The organism is Pseudomonas sp. LJDD11, from assembly GCF_024584215.1.
Classification (GTDB): Bacteria; Pseudomonadota; Gammaproteobacteria; order Pseudomonadales; family Pseudomonadaceae; genus Aquipseudomonas.
The window spans coordinates 43,246-59,029 of sequence record NZ_JANJFL010000005.1 but is presented as its reverse complement, the minus strand read 5'-3'; the positions used below and the strand labels follow the sequence as shown (position 1 = coordinate 59,029).

Annotated in this window: 15 protein-coding genes; 7 read left to right on the top strand and 8 right to left on the bottom strand. The window is 62.5% G+C overall.

Annotated elements, in window-relative coordinates:
- The first annotated feature begins 45 nt into the window (after positions 1-45).
- Entirely contained in the window at positions 46-1,974 is a 1,929-nt protein-coding gene (locus NRB16_RS08465; RefSeq protein WP_257105966.1) for an acetyl-CoA hydrolase/transferase C-terminal domain-containing protein, read from the top strand.
- 104 nt (positions 1,975-2,078) lie between these two features.
- On the opposite strand, the gene NRB16_RS08460 is transcribed toward NRB16_RS08465, so the two are convergent.
- The 4 genes from NRB16_RS08460 to dadA form a co-directional block, all read right to left on the bottom strand.
- Entirely contained in the window at positions 2,079-2,534 is a 456-nt protein-coding gene (locus NRB16_RS08460) for a cytochrome c5 family protein (protein ID WP_257105965.1), read from the bottom strand.
- Positions 2,535-2,679: 145 nt separating this feature from the next.
- Positions 2,680-3,228 carry a cupin domain-containing protein gene (locus NRB16_RS08455; RefSeq protein WP_045485099.1) on the bottom strand — a complete coding sequence of 183 codons (549 nt, stop codon included), beginning with the start codon at positions 3,226-3,228 and terminating at the stop codon, positions 2,680-2,682.
- A gap of 264 nt (positions 3,229-3,492) precedes the next feature.
- Positions 3,493-4,566 carry an alanine racemase gene (alr, locus tag NRB16_RS08450; RefSeq protein WP_257105964.1) on the bottom strand — a complete coding sequence of 358 codons (1,074 nt, stop codon included), beginning with the start codon at positions 4,564-4,566 and terminating at the stop codon, positions 3,493-3,495.
- A gap of 48 nt (positions 4,567-4,614) precedes the next feature.
- Positions 4,615-5,916: a D-amino acid dehydrogenase gene (gene dadA, locus NRB16_RS08445; protein WP_257105963.1), complete on the bottom strand. Its 1,302-nt coding sequence runs from the start codon at positions 5,914-5,916 to the stop codon at positions 4,615-4,617.
- Positions 5,917-6,072: 156 nt separating this feature from the next.
- Between dadA and NRB16_RS08440 the strand changes: the two genes are divergently transcribed.
- Entirely contained in the window at positions 6,073-6,561 is a 489-nt protein-coding gene (locus NRB16_RS08440) for an Lrp/AsnC ligand binding domain-containing protein (protein ID WP_045485096.1), read from the top strand.
- A 116-nt stretch (positions 6,562-6,677) separates the two neighbouring features.
- Here NRB16_RS08440 and NRB16_RS08435 read toward each other — a convergent pair whose 3' ends face one another.
- On the bottom strand, positions 6,678-7,031 hold the full coding sequence (locus NRB16_RS08435) for a YkgJ family cysteine cluster protein (RefSeq protein WP_045485095.1): 354 nt from the start codon (positions 7,029-7,031) through the stop codon (positions 6,678-6,680).
- A gap of 101 nt (positions 7,032-7,132) precedes the next feature.
- Between NRB16_RS08435 and NRB16_RS08430 the strand changes: the two genes are divergently transcribed.
- Positions 7,133-8,416, top strand: a complete 1,284-nt coding sequence (locus NRB16_RS08430) for an FAD-binding oxidoreductase (RefSeq protein ID WP_045485093.1) — start codon at positions 7,133-7,135, stop codon at positions 8,414-8,416.
- A gap of 7 nt (positions 8,417-8,423) precedes the next feature.
- Here NRB16_RS08430 and NRB16_RS08425 read toward each other — a convergent pair whose 3' ends face one another.
- Positions 8,424-8,675, bottom strand: a complete 252-nt coding sequence (locus tag NRB16_RS08425) for a DUF1127 domain-containing protein (RefSeq protein WP_045485092.1) — start codon at positions 8,673-8,675, stop codon at positions 8,424-8,426.
- Positions 8,676-8,849: 174 nt separating this feature from the next.
- Between NRB16_RS08425 and NRB16_RS08420 the strand changes: the two genes are divergently transcribed.
- Positions 8,850-10,271: a PLP-dependent aminotransferase family protein gene (locus NRB16_RS08420; RefSeq protein WP_045485090.1), complete on the top strand. Its 1,422-nt coding sequence runs from the start codon at positions 8,850-8,852 to the stop codon at positions 10,269-10,271.
- Between the two features lie 54 nt (positions 10,272-10,325).
- Entirely contained in the window at positions 10,326-11,903 is a 1,578-nt protein-coding gene (locus NRB16_RS08415; RefSeq protein ID WP_257105962.1) for a phospholipase D family protein, read from the top strand.
- Positions 11,904-12,046: 143 nt separating this feature from the next.
- Here the strand turns inward: NRB16_RS08415 and NRB16_RS08410 are convergent, their stop codons facing one another.
- Complete coding sequence (locus NRB16_RS08410) at positions 12,047-13,192, bottom strand: MFS transporter (RefSeq protein WP_253139848.1); 1,146 nt, start codon at positions 13,190-13,192, stop codon at positions 12,047-12,049.
- Positions 13,193-13,343: 151 nt separating this feature from the next.
- Positions 13,344-14,837, bottom strand: coding sequence for an aldehyde dehydrogenase (locus NRB16_RS08405; protein WP_257105961.1), 1,494 nt, complete (start codon positions 14,835-14,837; stop codon positions 13,344-13,346).
- Positions 14,838-15,048: 211 nt separating this feature from the next.
- On the opposite strand from NRB16_RS08405, the gene NRB16_RS08400 reads away from it, so the two are divergent.
- Both NRB16_RS08400 and NRB16_RS08395 read left to right on the top strand, forming a co-directional pair.
- Entirely contained in the window at positions 15,049-15,411 is a 363-nt protein-coding gene (locus NRB16_RS08400; protein ID WP_045485084.1) for a cupin domain-containing protein, read from the top strand.
- Between the two features lie 129 nt (positions 15,412-15,540).
- The gene (locus NRB16_RS08395; RefSeq protein WP_257105960.1) at positions 15,541-15,744 is read left to right on the top strand and encodes a hypothetical protein; all 204 of its coding nucleotides are present in this window, start codon (positions 15,541-15,543) and stop codon (positions 15,742-15,744) included.
- Positions 15,745-15,784 lie beyond the last annotated feature (40 nt).

Sequence of the window (15,784 nt, the reverse complement as noted above, 5' to 3'; positions counted from 1 at the left end):
CTGCGAAGTCCAAGCTGCATCCCCCGTTCTGTCAGGAGAGCCCGGATGCCGCAGTCCTGCTCCATCGAAAGCGCGATCGACCATGTGCTGGCCACCTTGCCTGCGCACATTCATCTGGGCATGCCGCTGGGCCTGGGCAAACCCAATCGCTTCGTCAATGCGCTGTATGCGCGCATCCGTGACCTGCCCGAGCGGCAACTGACGATCTATACCGCCCTGAGCCTGGGCCGGCCCACGCCGGGCGAAGGCTTGCAGGCGCGCTTTCTCGAACCCTTTCTGGAGCGGGTGTTCGGTGATTACCCGGAGCTGGACTATCTGGCCGACCTGCGCCGTGACCGGCTGCCGGCCAATATCCGTGTCGAGCAGTTTTTCATGCAGCCCGGCAGCCTGCTCGACAGCCAGACGGCGCAGCAGGATTACGTCAGCAGCAACTACAGCCATGCGGCGCGGGATATCAATGCCAAGGGCCTGAACCTGATTGCGCAGCTGGTGGCCCAGGACCCGCAACGGCCTGGCTGCCTGAGCCTGAGTTGCAACCCCGATGTGACCCTCGATCTGCTGCCGATGATCGCCAAACGCCGTACTGCGGGTGAAACCATCCTGGTGCTGGGTCAGGTGCATGCCGACCTGCCCTATATGCCCGGCGACTCGGAACTGGACCTGGCCGCCTTCGACCTGCTGCTCGAAGAGCCGGAAACCACCACGTTGTTCTCCACGCCGAACATGCCGGTGGGTTTTCAGGATCACTTCATCGGCCTGCACGCCAGCACCCTGGTGCGTGACGGCGGCACCTTGCAGATCGGTATCGGTTCGATGGGCGATGCGCTGACCGCTGCCCTGCTCGCCCGTCAGGCGGATAACGCCGGTTACCGACACCTGCTGGCCGACTTGAACATGAGTAACTGGCAAACCCTGATCGACCGCGAAGGCGGCACCGAGCCTTTCGCCAAGGGGCTTTACGGTTGCAGCGAGATGTTCGTCAACGGTCTGCTGGCCCTGGCCGACGCCGGCATCGTGCGGCGCAAGGTCTACGCCGACCTTGAGCAACAGCGGCTGGCCGACATGGGCATGCTCGATGACAGCCATACAACCGACGGCGTGGTGCTGCATGGCGGGTTCTTTCTCGGGCCGCGCAGCTTCTATGCGCGCCTGAACGAACTGTCGGCCGAACGCCGTGCGCAGTTCAACATGAGCGCAATCAGCTTCATCAACGAGCTGTATGGCAACGAAGAACTCAAGCGCCTGCAACGCCGTGATGCACGATTCATCAACAGCGCGTTCTGCATGACCCTGCTGGGCGCGGCAGTCTCGGACCAACTGGAAGATGGCCGGGTGCTCAGCGGTGTGGGCGGGCAATACAATTTTGTCGCTCAGGCCCACGCGCTGGAAGATGCTCGCTCGATTCTGATCTTGCGCAGTTGGCGCGAGTCCGGTGGCGAGGTCAGTTCCAACCTTGTCTGGTCGTATGGGCATGCGACCATTCCCCGCCACCTGCGCGATATCGTGGTCACCGAATACGGCATCGCCGACCTGCGCGGTCAAACTGATGCCACGGTGATCGAGCGGTTGCTCAATATCTGCGATTCACGCTTCCAGCCCGGCCTGATCGAACAGGCCCAGCGGGCCGGCAAACTGCCTGAAGGCTTTGCCCTGGACCCGCGCTTCACCGACAACACACCTGAGCGGCTCAAGGCCCTGGCGGGCAGTTATCCGCAGTTGTTTGCCGAATACCCGCTGGGCAGCGACTTCGAGCCTGAAGAGCGCGACCTGCTGCGCGCCCTGAACTGGCTCAAGAGCAAATTCAAACTGAGCGAAATCCTGCAACTGGGCAAGGCTGCGCTGGATGCACCCGAGCCAGAGGCATTTGCTGTGCATCTGCAACGCATGGGCCTGGACCAGCCCGACGGGCTGCTTGAAGAGCTGTATCAGCGGCTGCTGCTGGCGGGGTTGCATAACACCCTGGAACGCGTTTGACCTTGTGAGCAGCTTCAACTGCGAAGCTTTCCCGGCTAAAGCCGGTCCTACGGGGCTTCGTGTTTGCTGCGCGACAGCGCGGCGCCGAGGCGGCGGGCGATCGCCTACAACCCGGACATCTTCTGGATCGCGGCTTTGAGCTCGTCGTCGGTGCAATCGGCACAGGTGCCTTTGGCGGGCATGCTGTTGACCCCGCTGATGGCCTTGGCCAGCAAACCATCAAGGCCGCCCTGCTCGTCGGCGCGTTTTTTCCAGGCGGCGGTGTCGCCAATTTTCGGCGCATCCAGCAGGCCGATGGTGTGGCAGGCGGTGCAGTGTTTGGCGATGACGTCGTCTGCCGACTTGCCCGCACCGCCGCTCGCCGCCGCGGTCACGTTCACGCCCACGCATTGCTGGCCCTGCACGCAAACCTTGCCGACCGGCTCAAGCCGTTTGGCGATCTCTTCGTTGGATGCCGCCTGCAGGCCGATGGGCGCCAGGCTCAGCACAGTGGCCAGTACCAGGCCGATTGTTGTCAGGTTCACGCGTTCACCCTCATGGTGGCAGGTCAGGCTCGCCATTACGGTTAACGGCTGTGCGAGCAGGCGAAAAGTATAACGACGCGCCTGTTCGCCTGAAACGCCCCTACATCGCGAAGGGGTATTACCATTGTCTTAGGTCAATAAACCGGCAAGCCCCCGATAAACGGGGCTCGCAGAGGTGTTATCAAAAATTGGCGGGGGTGGCTGCGCTGATTAGTCGCGCCGGTTCATCGAAGGGATTGCGGAAGCGGTGCGCGCGGGTGCTCTCGAAGTAATAGCTGTCGCCGACTTCCAGCAGGTAGGTGTCGTTGCCGACGATCAGCTCCAGGCGGCCCTCAATGAGGATGCCGGTCTCTTCGCCTTCGTGAACCAGCATTTCTTCGCCAGTGTCGGCGCCGGGCGGATAGGTTTCGGTCAGGAAGGCGATGGCCCGGCCCTGATGCGACTTGCCCACCAGTTTCATGGTCACCGCGCCGTCGGAGATATCCAGCAGCTCGCCGGGCTTGTACACCACTTTGCTGGTGTTCTCCGGGGCCAGCTCTTCGGAAAAGAACTCGACCATGGACATCGGAATGCCGCCGAGCACCTTGCGCAGCGAACTGATCGAGGGGCTGACGCTGTTCTTCTCGATCATGGAAATGGTGCTATTGGTCACACCCGCCCGTTTGGCCAGTTCACGCTGGGACAAGCCCTTGAGCTTACGGATGTATTGCAGTCGCTCACCGACGTCCAATTCGGCAGTCCTCCAGGTTCGGAGGCTTGGTACGAATGCGCGTCGCGGGGGATGGACAGGGACCAGGCTACCCCGCCGCCATCAAGGCATCACCCACACCGGGCAATTGCTCCGTTACTGCACGATCTCTTCGGATCGTCTTCAATCGCAGCATGATCGACGCGCAGACAAGCTCGTACAAAGCCTGAGGTTAAAGTCGAGACCGGGGCATGATGGCAACAGCGTTTGATATTTACAACAAGCAGGCGGTTTTGCCGCCTGGGTTCAGCTTTCGCTGTACTGACGCGGGACGCGCTTGAGGTTGCAGAACAACTGGTACGGGATGGTCCCGGCATGCGCCGCCACGGTGCTGGCCGACAGGTTTGGCCCCCAGAACTCGACGTGGCTGCCGAGCCCGGCGGCGGGCAGGTCGGTGAGCTCAACGCACAGCATGTCCATCGACACGCGGCCCACCAGGCGTGCGGCCTGGCCGTCGATGATGACCGGCGTGCCGGTCGGTGCATGGCGCGGGTAACCATCGGCATACCCCATCGCCACCACGCCAATCCGGCTCGGCCGATCAGTGATCCAGGACGCGCCATAGCCCACTGGCTCACCGGCCGGCAGCTCACGGACGCTGATGACTTTCGACTCCAGGGTCATCACCGCCTGCAACTGATCGGCCAACGGGTGTGCCTGCTCGAACGGTGTGGCGCCGTAAAGCATGATCCCCGGCCGTACCCAGTCGCTGTTGATCTGTGGCCAGCCGAGCAGTGCCGGCGAGTTGTTCAGGCTGGTCAGGGCCTTGAGTCCCTGACGAGCAGCCTCGAACACCGCCAGTTGTTCTGCGCTGCGCGGGCAGTCCAGTTCATCAGCGCGGGCGAAGTGGCTCATCAAGACAATGTCGGCCACCTTGCCGCTGGCCAGCAGGCGCTGGTAGGCGGCCTGGTAATCGGCCGGGAACAAGCCGACCCGGTGCATGCCGCTGTCGAGCTTGAGCCACAGGGTCAGCGGTTTGCCCACCGCCGTGCGCTCGATAGCCTCGATCTGCCATTGCGAATGCACCACGCACCAGAAGTCATGCTCGACGATCAGGTCCAGTTCCTGCGCTTCAAAAAAACCTTCGAGCAACAGAATCGGCCCGCTGACACCGGCTGCCCGTAGCTCCAGGGCCTCTTCGATGCAGGCCACGGCAAAACCATCGGCCTCGCTCTGCAGCGCCTGGGCGACGCGCACTGCACCGTGCCCGTAGGCATCGGCCTTGATTACGGCGAGCGCTCTGGCACCAGAGTGCTGGCGGGCCAGCCGGTAGTTGTGGCGCAGGGCGTTGAGGTCAATCAGGGCACGGGCTGGACGCATGGCTCATCTTTCTTGTGGGGTGAATCGAGAAAACCGGTTTGCAGCAAATTACTGATGGGCCGGGGTCGGGTGTCCAGGTCTGGCGGCCTCGGCGGCCTTGCCGTAGCGGGAAATATCCAGACCTGCGGCGCTGATCTGTGGCGTCTTGCGGGCGATCAGATCCGCCAGCAGGCGACCGGAACCGCAGGCCATGGTCCAGCCCAGCGTTCCGTGGCCGGTATTGAGGAACAGGTTGCCATACCGGGTAGCACCGACAATCGGCGTACCATCCGGGGTGGTCGGGCGCAGGCCGGTCCAGAAACTGGCCTGGCTCAGATCGCCGCCCAGAGGATAGAGATCACCGACGATCATCTCCAGTGTTTCGCGCCGGCGCGGGTTGAGCGACAGGTCAAAACCAGCAATTTCTGCCATGCCGCCAACGCGGATACGGTTGTCGAACCGGGTGATCGCAACCTTGTAGGTCTCGTCGAGAATCGTCGAGGTCGGCGCCATCTCGCCACGGGTAATCGGCACGGTCAGCGAGTAGCCCTTGAGCGGATACACCGGTGCCTTGATGCCCAGCGGCTTGAGCAACTGCGGCGAGTAGCTGCCCAGCGCCAGCACGTAACGGTCAGCGGTTTCCAGCTTGCCGTCGATCCACACACCATTGATACGGTCGCCGGCAAAGTCGATGCGCTCGATGTTCTGGCCGTAGCGGAATTCCACCCCCAGGTTTACGGCCATTTCGGCCAGGCGGGTGGTGAATAGCTGGCAGTCGCCGGTCTGATCATTGGGCAGCCGCAGCGCGCCGCTGAGTTTGCCGACCACCCCGGCCAGCGCTGGCTCGACCCGGGCGATACCGTCACGGTCAAGCAGCTCGTACGGCACACCGGACTGTTCCAGGACGGCGATGTCCTTGGCCGCGTTGTCCAGTTGCGCCTGGGTGCGGAACAACTGGGTGGTGCCCAATTGCCGTGCCTCATAGGCAATACCGGTTTCGGCACGCAGTTCATCGAGGCAGTCACGGCTGTATTCGGACAGGCGCACCATGCGCTCTTTGTTCACCGCATAGCGGCTGGCGGTGCAATTGCGCAGCATCTGCGCCATCCACAGGTACTGGTCGATTTGCGCGGTGGCCTTGATTGCCAATGGCGCGTGGCGCTCCAGCAGCCACTTGATGGCCTTGAGCGGCACACCGGGCGCTGCCCACGGCGAGGCGTAACCGGGCGAGACCTGGCCTGCATTGGCGAAGCTGGTTTCCATGGCCACTGCCGGCTGACGGTCGACCACGGTCACCTGAAAGCCTTCGCGGGCCAGATAGTAGGCACTGGTCGTACCAATCACACCACTGCCGAGAACCAGAACGCGCATGTTGATTACCTCATCGCGGATAGCCGCTGACGTTGTGCAGAATGAGTAAGAGATGTGCGCAGTATAAGAAGGTTCAGGCAGTGCTTTTCACTGTATAAAAAGCTATATTCGAGGCGTTTTCTCGGTAAACGGCGCTTAGACAGAGGGAGATTACCCATGCGCACCCAGCACCAGTCGAAGCGTGAGCTGGACAAGATCGATCGCAATATCCTGCGCATCCTGCAGGCTGATGGGCGCATCTCTTTCACGGAGCTGGGCGAACGGGTCGGGTTGTCTACCACGCCCTGCACCGAACGGGTCCGGCGTCTGGAGCGCGAAGGCATCATCATGGGCTACAACGCCCGCCTCAACCCGCAGACCCTCAAGGCCAGCCTGCTGGTGTTCGTCGAGATCAGCCTGGACTACAAGTCCGGCGACACCTTCGATGAGTTCCGCCGCGCGATCCTCAAGCTGCCCCATGTGCTGGAGTGTCACCTGGTGTCAGGGGACTTCGACTACCTGGTCAAGGCGCGCATCTCGGAGATGGCCTCGTACCGCAAGCTGCTGGGCGACATCCTGCTCAAACTCCCGCATGTGCGCGAGTCCAAGAGCTATATCGTGATGGAAGAAGTCAAAGAAAGCCTCAGCCTGCCGATTGCGGATTGACCCCATACCCCGTAGGACCGGCTTTAGCCGGGAAGGCAGCCCGTAGGAGCTGCTTTAGCAGCGAAGGCAGCAGCGAGGCTTTCGCCGCTAAAGCGGCTCCTACGGGCGATTCAAGCTCAAACGAGCACCTGACGGTTGGCCGCCATCCAGGCATGAATCTGTTTTTCGGTCTGTGGGTGGATCATTTCCACCGGGCGTTGGCCATTGGGGCATGGCAGGCGCGGTGTGGTGCCGAACAGCCGGCAGATCAGCGGACGCTCGTCGTACACGGTGCAGCCATCGGGCCCCAGGTGCACGCAGTTCAGCTCATCGAGCGCAGCCTGTTGCTCGGCAGCGCTTTTGCGCGGCAGGCGGGACATTTCTTCCGGCGAGGTGGTTACCGGCCCACAACAGTCATGACAACCGGGTATACAGTCGAAGGAAGGAATCTGGCGCCGTAGGGTACGGATTTTTTCGCGGTTACAGCTCATCAACTCTGTTCTCTGACATAACGCGGCGATTGTGCCGCAGTTGGCAGGCACTGGACACCGTCTTATCCTCGTCGCTGTCTGCGAATTCACCAGGAAGCCCCATGACCCAGCACGCCAACTCTTACTACAACGCCAGCAGCCATCCACAGCCGGACTACCCAAGGCTGCAAGGTGAACTGAAGGTCGATGTATGCGTGGTCGGTGGTGGGTTTTCGGGGCTCAATACCGCCATCGAGCTGGCCGAACGGGGCTTGAGTGTGGCGTTGCTGGAAGCACGAAAAATCGGCTGGGGCGCCAGCGGGCGCAATGGCGGGCAGTTGATTCGCGGTGTCGGCCATGGTCTTGAGCAGTTCACGTCGGTGATCGGCAGCGAAGGTGTGCACCAGCTCAAGCTGCTGGGCTTTGAAGCTGTGGAAATCGTCCGTCAGCGTATCGAGCGGCACAACATCCAGTGCGATCTGAAATGGGGCTATTGCGACCTGGCCAACAAGCCCGCCGACCTGCAAGGCTTTGCCGAAGACCTCGAAGAGCTGCGCAGCCTGGGCTACCGCCATGAACTGCAACTGCTGCAACCGGGGCAGATGCGCAGCGTGGTGGGTTCTGATCAGTACGTCGGTGGTTTGATCGACATGGGCTCGGGGCACCTGCACCCGCTCAATCTGGCGCTGGGTGAAGCCGCTGTGGCGCAGTCTCTGGGCGTGCAGCTGTTCGAGCAGTCACAGGTCACGCGTATCGACTACGGCCCGCAGGTCAAGGTCCACACCGCTCAGGGCCAGGTGCAGGCACAGTTTCTGGTGCTGGGCTGCAACGCTTACCTCAATGACTTGAACCCGGAGCTGGGCGGCAAGGTGTTACCTGCCGGCAGCTACATCATCGCCACCGAACCGCTGAGTGAAGAACAGGCTCGTCAGTTGCTGCCGCAAGACATGGCGGTGTGTGACCAGCGGGTGGCGCTGGACTATTACCGGCTGTCCGCCGACCGCCGCCTGCTGTTCGGCGGCGCCTGTCATTACTCAGGCCGTGACCCGCAGGACATCGCGGGCTACATGCGCCCCAAGATGCTCAAGGTGTTCCCGCAACTGGCCAATGTCCGCATTGATTATCAATGGGGCGGGATGATCGGCATCGGCGCCAACCGCCTGCCGCAGATCGGCCGCCTCAAACAGCACCCCAATGTGTTTTATGCCCAGGCCTATTCCGGTCACGGCCTCAACGCCACGCACCTGGCCGGCCGGCTATTGGCCGAAGCCATCGCCGGCCAGCACAGTGCGGGCTTTGAACTGTTCGCCAAAGTGCCGCATATCACCTTCCCTGGCGGCAAACACTTGCGTTCGCCGCTGCTGGCGCTGGGCATGCTCTGGCATCGGCTCAAAGAGTTGGTCTGACGGGCAGTCAGGCGCGCCAGAACGGTTTGCCGGCTTCGATACACGCCTGGGAATAGTCCAGACCGATGTCGCGCAGTTCGTCATCGGTGAGTTCCAGCAGCGCGCGGCGTGAGGTCCGGCGATGACGATACAGTGCCCAGCGGCTGACCGCCGGACTTGCCTCTGTATGGGTGACAGTGCGCGAGCCGCTATTGACCTGCGGCTGCGTTTGCCGCTGGCTGCCTGGTAAAGCCGATTGCACATCTGTGAAGCTGTTCATCTTCGCTCGCTCCCTGGTGGATTGCCGTAAGCGAATGATGAGCGCAATCCGCAGGACGATACAGATTCAAAAAAAGCTTATATTTTCCATACAGAGTCCTTGTATTAGTCACTGAATGCTTTATTTTCGGCCTATCTGTATTGCTATCGCCTTTCGTTCTGCCGGGAGTACGCCATGACCCTGTACGTCAACCTTGCCGAGTTGTTGGGGACGCGCATCGAAAACGGCTTCTATCGCCCCGGCGACCGGCTGCCTTCGGTGCGTGCCTTGAGCATCGAGCACGGGGTGAGCCTGAGCACCGTGCAGCAAGCTTATCGGGTGCTGGAAGACAGCGGCCTGGCGACGCCGAAGCCCAAGTCTGGCTATTTCGTGCCCATCAGCCGCAAGGCACCGGCGCTGCCGGTGGTGGGGCGGCCGGTGCAGCGGCCTGTGGATATCTCCCAGTGGGAGCAGGTGCTGGACATGATCCGGGTGTCGCCCGCCGAGGGTTTGACCCAGCTGGGGCGTGGCATGCCGGACGTCAACAGCCCGACCCTCAAGCCGTTGCTGCGTGCCATGGGCCAGCTCAGCCGCCATCAGGACATGCCCGGTCTGTACTACGACAACATCCTCGGTGTGCAGGCGCTGCGCGAGCAGATTGCCCGGCTGTTGCTCGACTCCGGCTGCCAGTTGAATGCCAGCGACCTGCTGATCACCAGCGGCTGTCATGAAGCGCTGAGCGCCTGCATCCGTGCGCTGTGTGCGCCCGGTGATATCGTCGCGGTGGACTCGCCGAGCTTTTTCGGTGTCATGCAGACCCTCAAGGGGCTGGGCATGAAGGCGCTGGAGATCCCCACTGATCCATTGACCGGCATCAGCCTCGAAGCCCTGGAGCTGGCCCTGGAGCAATGGCCGATCAAGGCCATCCAACTGACGCCCAGTTGCAATAACCCGCTGGGCTACGTGATGCCCGAGGAGCGCAAGCGCGCGTTGCTGCGCCTGGCCCAGCGCTTCGACGTGCCGATCATCGAGGATGACGTGTACGGCGACCTGGCCTTCAGCTATCCACGCCCGCGCACCATCAAGTCATTCGACGAAGACGGCCGCGTGCTGCTGTGCAGCTCATTCTCCAAAACCCTGGCGCCCGGCCTGCGGATTGGCTGGGTCGCGCCGGGGCGTTATCTGGAGCGGGTGCTGCACATGAAGTACATCGGCACTGGCTCCACCGCGCCGCAGCCGCAACTGGCGATCAGCGAATTCCTGCAGGGCGGGCACTTTGAACCGCACCTGCGGCGCATGCGCAGCCAGTATCAGCGCAACCGCGACCAGATGCTCGACTGGGTGCTGCGCTACTTCCCCGAAGGCACCCGTGCCAGCCGTCCACAGGGCGGTTTCATGCTGTGGGTCGAACTGGCCGAGGACTTCGATACGGTGCGCTTGAACCGCGCCCTGCTGGAGCACAAGGTCCAGATCGCCGTGGGCAGTATCTTTTCTGCCTCCGGCAAGTACCGCAATTGCCTGCGCCTGAACTTCGCCGTGCGCCCGACGCCGCGTATTGAGGCGGCGGTGCGCACGGTGGGTGAGGTGATCAAGCAATTACTGGCACAGTCCTGCTAATTTTAGCGGCGTGGTGCGGTCATATCGCCAAATCGGTTCTGCGGGCAGCGCATCTTGAACAAATCATGGTTTGTGCCTTTTTTGCTGGCAGCGGCGCTGGGCCTGGGCGGCTGCGCGCAGCGCACCGTGCACGACGAACCCAGCCAGGCGTTGCCTGCTGAACAGTCGAGCTTTGGCCGCCGCATTCAGGCCCTTGCCCAGCCCCACGAAGGGCGTTCGGGCTTTCGTCTGCTGTCCAGCAGCAGCGAGGCGTTCAGCGCCCGTGCCGAGCTGATTCGCATGGCCCGCACCAGCCTGGACCTGCAGTACTACATCGTCCACGACGGCCTGAGCACCCGTGCGCTGGTCGAGGAACTGCTGCAGGCCGCCGACCGCGGCGTGCGCATTCGCATCCTGCTCGACGACACCACCAGCGACGGTCAGGACCAGGCCATCGCCACCCTGGCCGCCCACCCGCACATCCAGATCCGCCTGTTCAACCCGCAAGCGCTGGGCCGCGAAACCGGCGTGACCCGCAGCGTCGGCCGGCTCATGAACCTGTCGCGCCAGCATCGGCGCATGCACAACAAACTGTGGCTGGCCGACAACAGCGTGGGCATCGTTGGCGGGCGCAATCTGGGTGACGAGTACTTCGACGCCGAGCCGAACCTGAACTTCACCGACATTGACCTGCTGGCCGCAGGACCGGTGGCGCAGCAGCTTGGGCACAGCTTCGACCAGTACTGGAACAGCACCCTGAGCAAGCCGATCAACCATTTCATGTACTTCCTGCCCGGCCACCATGACCTGAGCAAGGCCCGGCGCCGTCTGGCCAGTTCTCTGGAGCAGGCGCATCAGCAGCACAAGGCGCTCTATGAGCGGCTGATGAGCTACCGGCAACAGCCCATGCTGCCGGCCTGGCTCAAGCAATTGACTTGGGCGCACAACCAGGTGTTGTGGGACGCACCGACCAAAGTCCTGGCCCAGGGCGAACCCGACCCGCACCTGCTGCTCACCACCCAGCTCGCGCCTGAGTTGCGCAACGTCAAACAGGAGTTGATGCTGATCTCGGCCTATTTCGTTCCCGGCCAGGCCGGGCTGGTCTACCTCACCGGGCGCTCGGACGCCGGCGTGGCGGTCAGCCTGTTGACCAACTCGCTGCAAGCGACCGATGTGCCCGCCGTACACGGCGGCTACGCGCCGTATCGCAAGGCTTTGCTGCAGCACGGGGTGAAGTTGTTTGAAATGCGTCGCCAGCCCGGCGACCCGTCGACCTACAGCCAGTCACGGCTGTTCGCCAGGCCGTCGCTGCTGACCAGCGGCTCAGACTCCAGCCTGCACAGCAAAGCGATGATTTTCGACCGGCAGAAGCTGTTCGTCGGCTCATTCAACTTCGACCCGCGCTCGGTGTTGTGGAACACCGAAATCGGCATCCTGGTCGACAGCCCGCCGCTGGCCGAACAACTGCGTGAGCTGACCCTGGAAGGGATGTCGCCGCAGCGCAGCTACCAGGTCAGGCTGCAAAACGACGAACTGGTGTGGGTAACCGAAGACAACGGCCAGATCCACACCCTGGACAAGGAACCGGGCGACTGGTGGCGGCGCTTCAATGCCTGGATGAGCAAGGCCATCGGCCTGGAGCGGATGTTGTAGGAGCGACCGGTTTTACTTGCCCTGTCGCGAGTAGAACTCCCTCCCACAGGTTCAGCGCAAGGCGAGAAATTTGTGTAATCCGCCTTAACTGATCGGCATTGGTCCTACGGGTTACGTGTTTGCCGTGCGATAGCGGCGCGCATTCAGGCTTTCGCTGGCGCTGCACCAAACGCGCCCTGACGCAGCAGCAACACCACCAGCCCGAACGCGCCAGCGGCCATCAGCCACGGCAATGAGTGCCCGCTGACCCACTGGCTGCCAGCACCGGCCGCCAGCGGCCCGAGCAGGCAGCCAATGCCCCACAGCTGTGCCACGTGGGCATTGGCGCGCACCAGTGCATCGTCGCGAAAGCGCTCGCCGATCAGAATCAGCGACAGGGTGAACAACCCGCCGGCGCTGGCCCCGAACAACACCCACAGCGGCCAGATAAACACCGTATGGATAAATACCGGCACCAGCAGGCTCGACACCAGCAACATCAACGCGCAGCCGGTGAACAGGCCGCGGCGCGACAGGCGGTCGGCGAGCATGCCGATCGGCAGTTGCAGCAAGGCATCGCCCACGACCACGACGCTGACCATCATCAGCGCCACTTCGGCCGTGAAGCCCTGACGCAGGCAGTACACCGGCAGCAGGGTCAGGATCATTGCCTCGAAGGCGGCGAACAGCGACACCGCCCAGGCAATCGCCGGCAGTTTGCGGCAGAAGCCGATCAGGTCCTTGAAGCCGACATGGCATGCCTCGGTACTGGGGGCGCCGCCGCGGCCCAGCAACAGCAGCGGCGAGCCAAGCAGCAACACCACGCCGATCCAGAAGCCGTAGTCGGCCTCGGTGCCGATCCAGCCAAGCAGCAAAGGTCCGCTTAGCTGGCTAAGCGCGTAGGTGCAGCCATACAGGGCCACCAGTCGCCCGCGCAAGCGCTCGATCACCAACTGGTTGATCCAGCTCTCGCCCAGTACGAAGACAATGGTCAGGATCATGCCGATCATCAGGCGCAGCAGCAGCCACACCGGGTAATACGGCAACAGTGCCAGCAGGCCGACCGACAAGGCGCCGGCCCACAGGCACACCCGCATCAACTGTGGCGTGCCCAGCCGGGCGGCCAGGCGGCTGGCCAGTCCCGCACCCACCAGCACGCCGATGGCCGGCATGGCGGCCATGACGCCAATGGCGAAGCTGCCATAGCCCCAGCTCTCCAGGCGCAGCGACACCAGCGGCATGCTGACGCCCACCGCCAGACCGACACTCAGCACTGAGGCCAGTACGGCGAAATAGGTACCCCAAGGCATTGCAAAGACTCCAGATCATTCAGCGGCGCGAATGATCACATGATACGGACCCGCAGGAGCGGATTTATCCGCGAAGACCACAAGGACTTCGCAGCTAAAGCGGCTCCTGCAATGCCCTGTGCGTGCTGGACGCCAGCAACAGGCACTGTATTTAAAGCTTGATCCAGGTCGATTTCAGCTCGGTGTACTTGTCGAACGCATGCAGCGACTTGTCGCGGCCGTTACCCGATTGCTTGAAGCCACCGAACGGTGCGGTCATGTCGCCGCCGTCGTACTGGTTGACCCATACGCTACCGGCGCGCAGTGCCTTGGCGGTCAGGTGGGCCTTGGACAGGTCGGCGGTCCACACCGCAGCAGCCAGGCCGTACTGGGTGTCGTTGGCAATGCCGATTGCTTCCTCGGCGCTGTCGAAGGTCAGCACCGACAGCACCGGACCGAAGATTTCTTCCTGGGCGATCTTCATGGCGTTGTTCACGCCGTCGAAGATGGTCGGCTCCACGTAAGTGCCGCCGGTTTCTTCCAGAATACGTTTGCCGCCGGTGACCAGTTTGGCGCCATCGGCATGCCCTGCCTCAATGTAGGACAGCACCGTGTTCAACTGCTGGGTATCGACCAGCGCGCCGATCGTGGTGGCCGGGTCCAGCGGGTTGCCCGGTTTCCAGCCTTTGAGCGCCTCTATCACCAACGGCAGGAACTGGTCTTTGATCGAGCGCTCGACCAGCAAGCGTGAACCGGCCGTGCAGACCTCGCCCTGGTTGAAGGCGATGGCGCTGGCGGCGGCTTCGGCAGCGGCCTGCAGGTTCGGCGCGTCGGAAAACACGATGTTCGGGCTCTTGCCGCCGGCTTCCAGCCAGACCCGCTTCATGTTCGATTCGCCGGCATAGACCATCAACTGCTTGGCAATCTTGGTCGAGCCGGTAAACACCACGGTGTCGACGTCCATGTGCAGCGCCAATGCCTTGCCCACGGTGTGCCCATAGCCTGGCAGGACGTTGAGCACGCCCGCCGGGATACCGGCCTCGACCGCCAGTTGCGCGATGCGAATGGCCGTCAGCGGCGATTTTTCCGATGGTTTGAGCACCACCGAGTTACCGGTGGACAGCGCAGGCCCCAGTTTCCAGCAGGCCATCATCAGCGGGAAATTCCACGGCACGATGGCCGCCACCACGCCCACCGCTTCGCGGGTCACCAGGCCCAGCTGGTCATGCGGGGTGGCCGCAACCTCGTCATACAGTTTGTCGATCGCCTCGCCGCTCCAGCTCAGTGCCTGGGCAGCGCCGGGTACGTCGATTTTCAATGAATCGGTGATCGGCTTGCCCATGTCGAGGGTTTCGAGCAGTGCCAGCTCTTCGACATTCTGGCGCAGCAGGCCGGCGAAACGGATCATGGTGGCCTTGCGCTTGGCCGGTGCCATGCGCGACCAGGTGCCGGCTTCAAACACCTTGCGCGCGCTTTCGACGGCCTTTTGGGCGTCAACCTCGTCACAACTGGCAACCTTGGCCAGCAGCCGTCCATCGACCGGGCTGATACAGTCGAACGTGGCGCCGCCAGCGGCATCGGTGTACTGGCCCTGGATAAAGGCCCGGCCTTCGATCTTCAGGTCGCGGGCACGTTGTTGCCAGTCAGCAAGAGTCAGGGTGGTCATACGCATGTCCTCTTCATGGTCGATGATGGTCAGCTAGGGATAGCCGAAAATACCCACCACCCTAAACCAGCCATCAGACAAAACCAATATATTTGACAAACTGTGCTCTGGCTGTGAGTTATGTTGAATTTATTGAACGACTCTCGACAGCCAGAACCGCTCAGGCTGTACTGGCTCAAACCGGTATCATCTTTCATCACAGGGGACTTGCATGGACATTCAAAGCATCGTCGACTTCAGCGAAGCCGGCACCCAGCCTGAGCGCTACCGCCCCGCGCCGCCAAAGATCCTCAAGGGCGACCCGCAGCAGACGGTCTACAACCATTACGACAGCCCGTGCAGCCAGTTCAGCGCCGGGGTCTGGGAAGGCGAGCCGGGCCAATGGGCGGTGAGCTACACCGAGCATGAATACTGCGAGATCGTCCACGGCGTGTCTGTGCTGCGCGATGAGCAAGGGCAGGGCAAGACTTTGCGCGCCGGTGATCGCTTCGTGATTCCGGCGGGCTTCAAGGGCACCTGGGAGGTGCTGGAAAGCTGCCGCAAGATTTATGTGATCTTCGAGGCGAAAATATAATTATGTAACGCCACGCCCGACCCTCTGCGAACGATGCTGTCACCTGCATCGCCAGCCGGCCGATATGCCCCCTCTCCCTCGGCAGGCCGGCTGGTGGTGCACCCAGCCAATCTCGCAAAGGACGATGAGATGACCAACGAAGAAATCCCCCGTGAACTGCACTACCTCATCGGCGCGCGCTATGTGCCAGCGCTGTGCGCCTATGTCAGCGAACTGACCGACCGCGGCCGCGTGCACGGGCCGAACGACATCACCACCCGCGAATTCGACCTGGGCCGCATCACCATCGTCATCGATCATGCGCACCGGGTCAGCGGCTTCAGCTTCGGCTGATACCCCGGTCACGAAAACGAAAAAGGCCCGTATCTCGCGA

Bases quoted from the DNA above. Each gene is read 5' to 3' on its own strand.
- NRB16_RS08460 (WP_257105965.1), bottom strand. From the start codon at position 2,534: ATGGCGAGCCTGACCTGCCACCATGAGGGTGAACGCGTGAACCTGACA.
- dadA (WP_257105963.1), bottom strand. From the start codon at position 5,916: ATGCGCGTTCTGGTTCTCGGCAGTGGTGTGATTGGTACGACCAGTGCC.
- NRB16_RS08440 (WP_045485096.1), top strand. From the start codon at position 6,073: ATGCGCACCCAGCACCAGTCGAAGCGTGAGCTGGACAAGATCGATCGC.
- NRB16_RS08410 (WP_253139848.1), bottom strand. From the start codon at position 13,192: ATGCCTTGGGGTACCTATTTCGCCGTACTGGCCTCAGTGCTGAGTGTC.
- NRB16_RS08420 (WP_045485090.1), top strand. From the start codon at position 8,850: ATGACCCTGTACGTCAACCTTGCCGAGTTGTTGGGGACGCGCATCGAA.
- NRB16_RS08465 (WP_257105966.1), top strand. From the start codon at position 46: ATGCCGCAGTCCTGCTCCATCGAAAGCGCGATCGACCATGTGCTGGCC.
- NRB16_RS08435 (WP_045485095.1), bottom strand. From the start codon at position 7,031: ATGAGCTGTAACCGCGAAAAAATCCGTACCCTACGGCGCCAGATTCCT.
- NRB16_RS08425 (WP_045485092.1), bottom strand. From the start codon at position 8,675: ATGAACAGCTTCACAGATGTGCAATCGGCTTTACCAGGCAGCCAGCGG.
- NRB16_RS08395 (WP_257105960.1), top strand. From the start codon at position 15,541: ATGACCAACGAAGAAATCCCCCGTGAACTGCACTACCTCATCGGCGCG.
- NRB16_RS08400 (WP_045485084.1), top strand. From the start codon at position 15,049: ATGGACATTCAAAGCATCGTCGACTTCAGCGAAGCCGGCACCCAGCCT.
- NRB16_RS08405 (WP_257105961.1), bottom strand. From the start codon at position 14,837: ATGACCACCCTGACTCTTGCTGACTGGCAACAACGTGCCCGCGACCTG.
- NRB16_RS08430 (WP_045485093.1), top strand. From the start codon at position 7,133: ATGACCCAGCACGCCAACTCTTACTACAACGCCAGCAGCCATCCACAG.
- alr (WP_257105964.1), bottom strand. From the start codon at position 4,566: ATGCGTCCAGCCCGTGCCCTGATTGACCTCAACGCCCTGCGCCACAAC.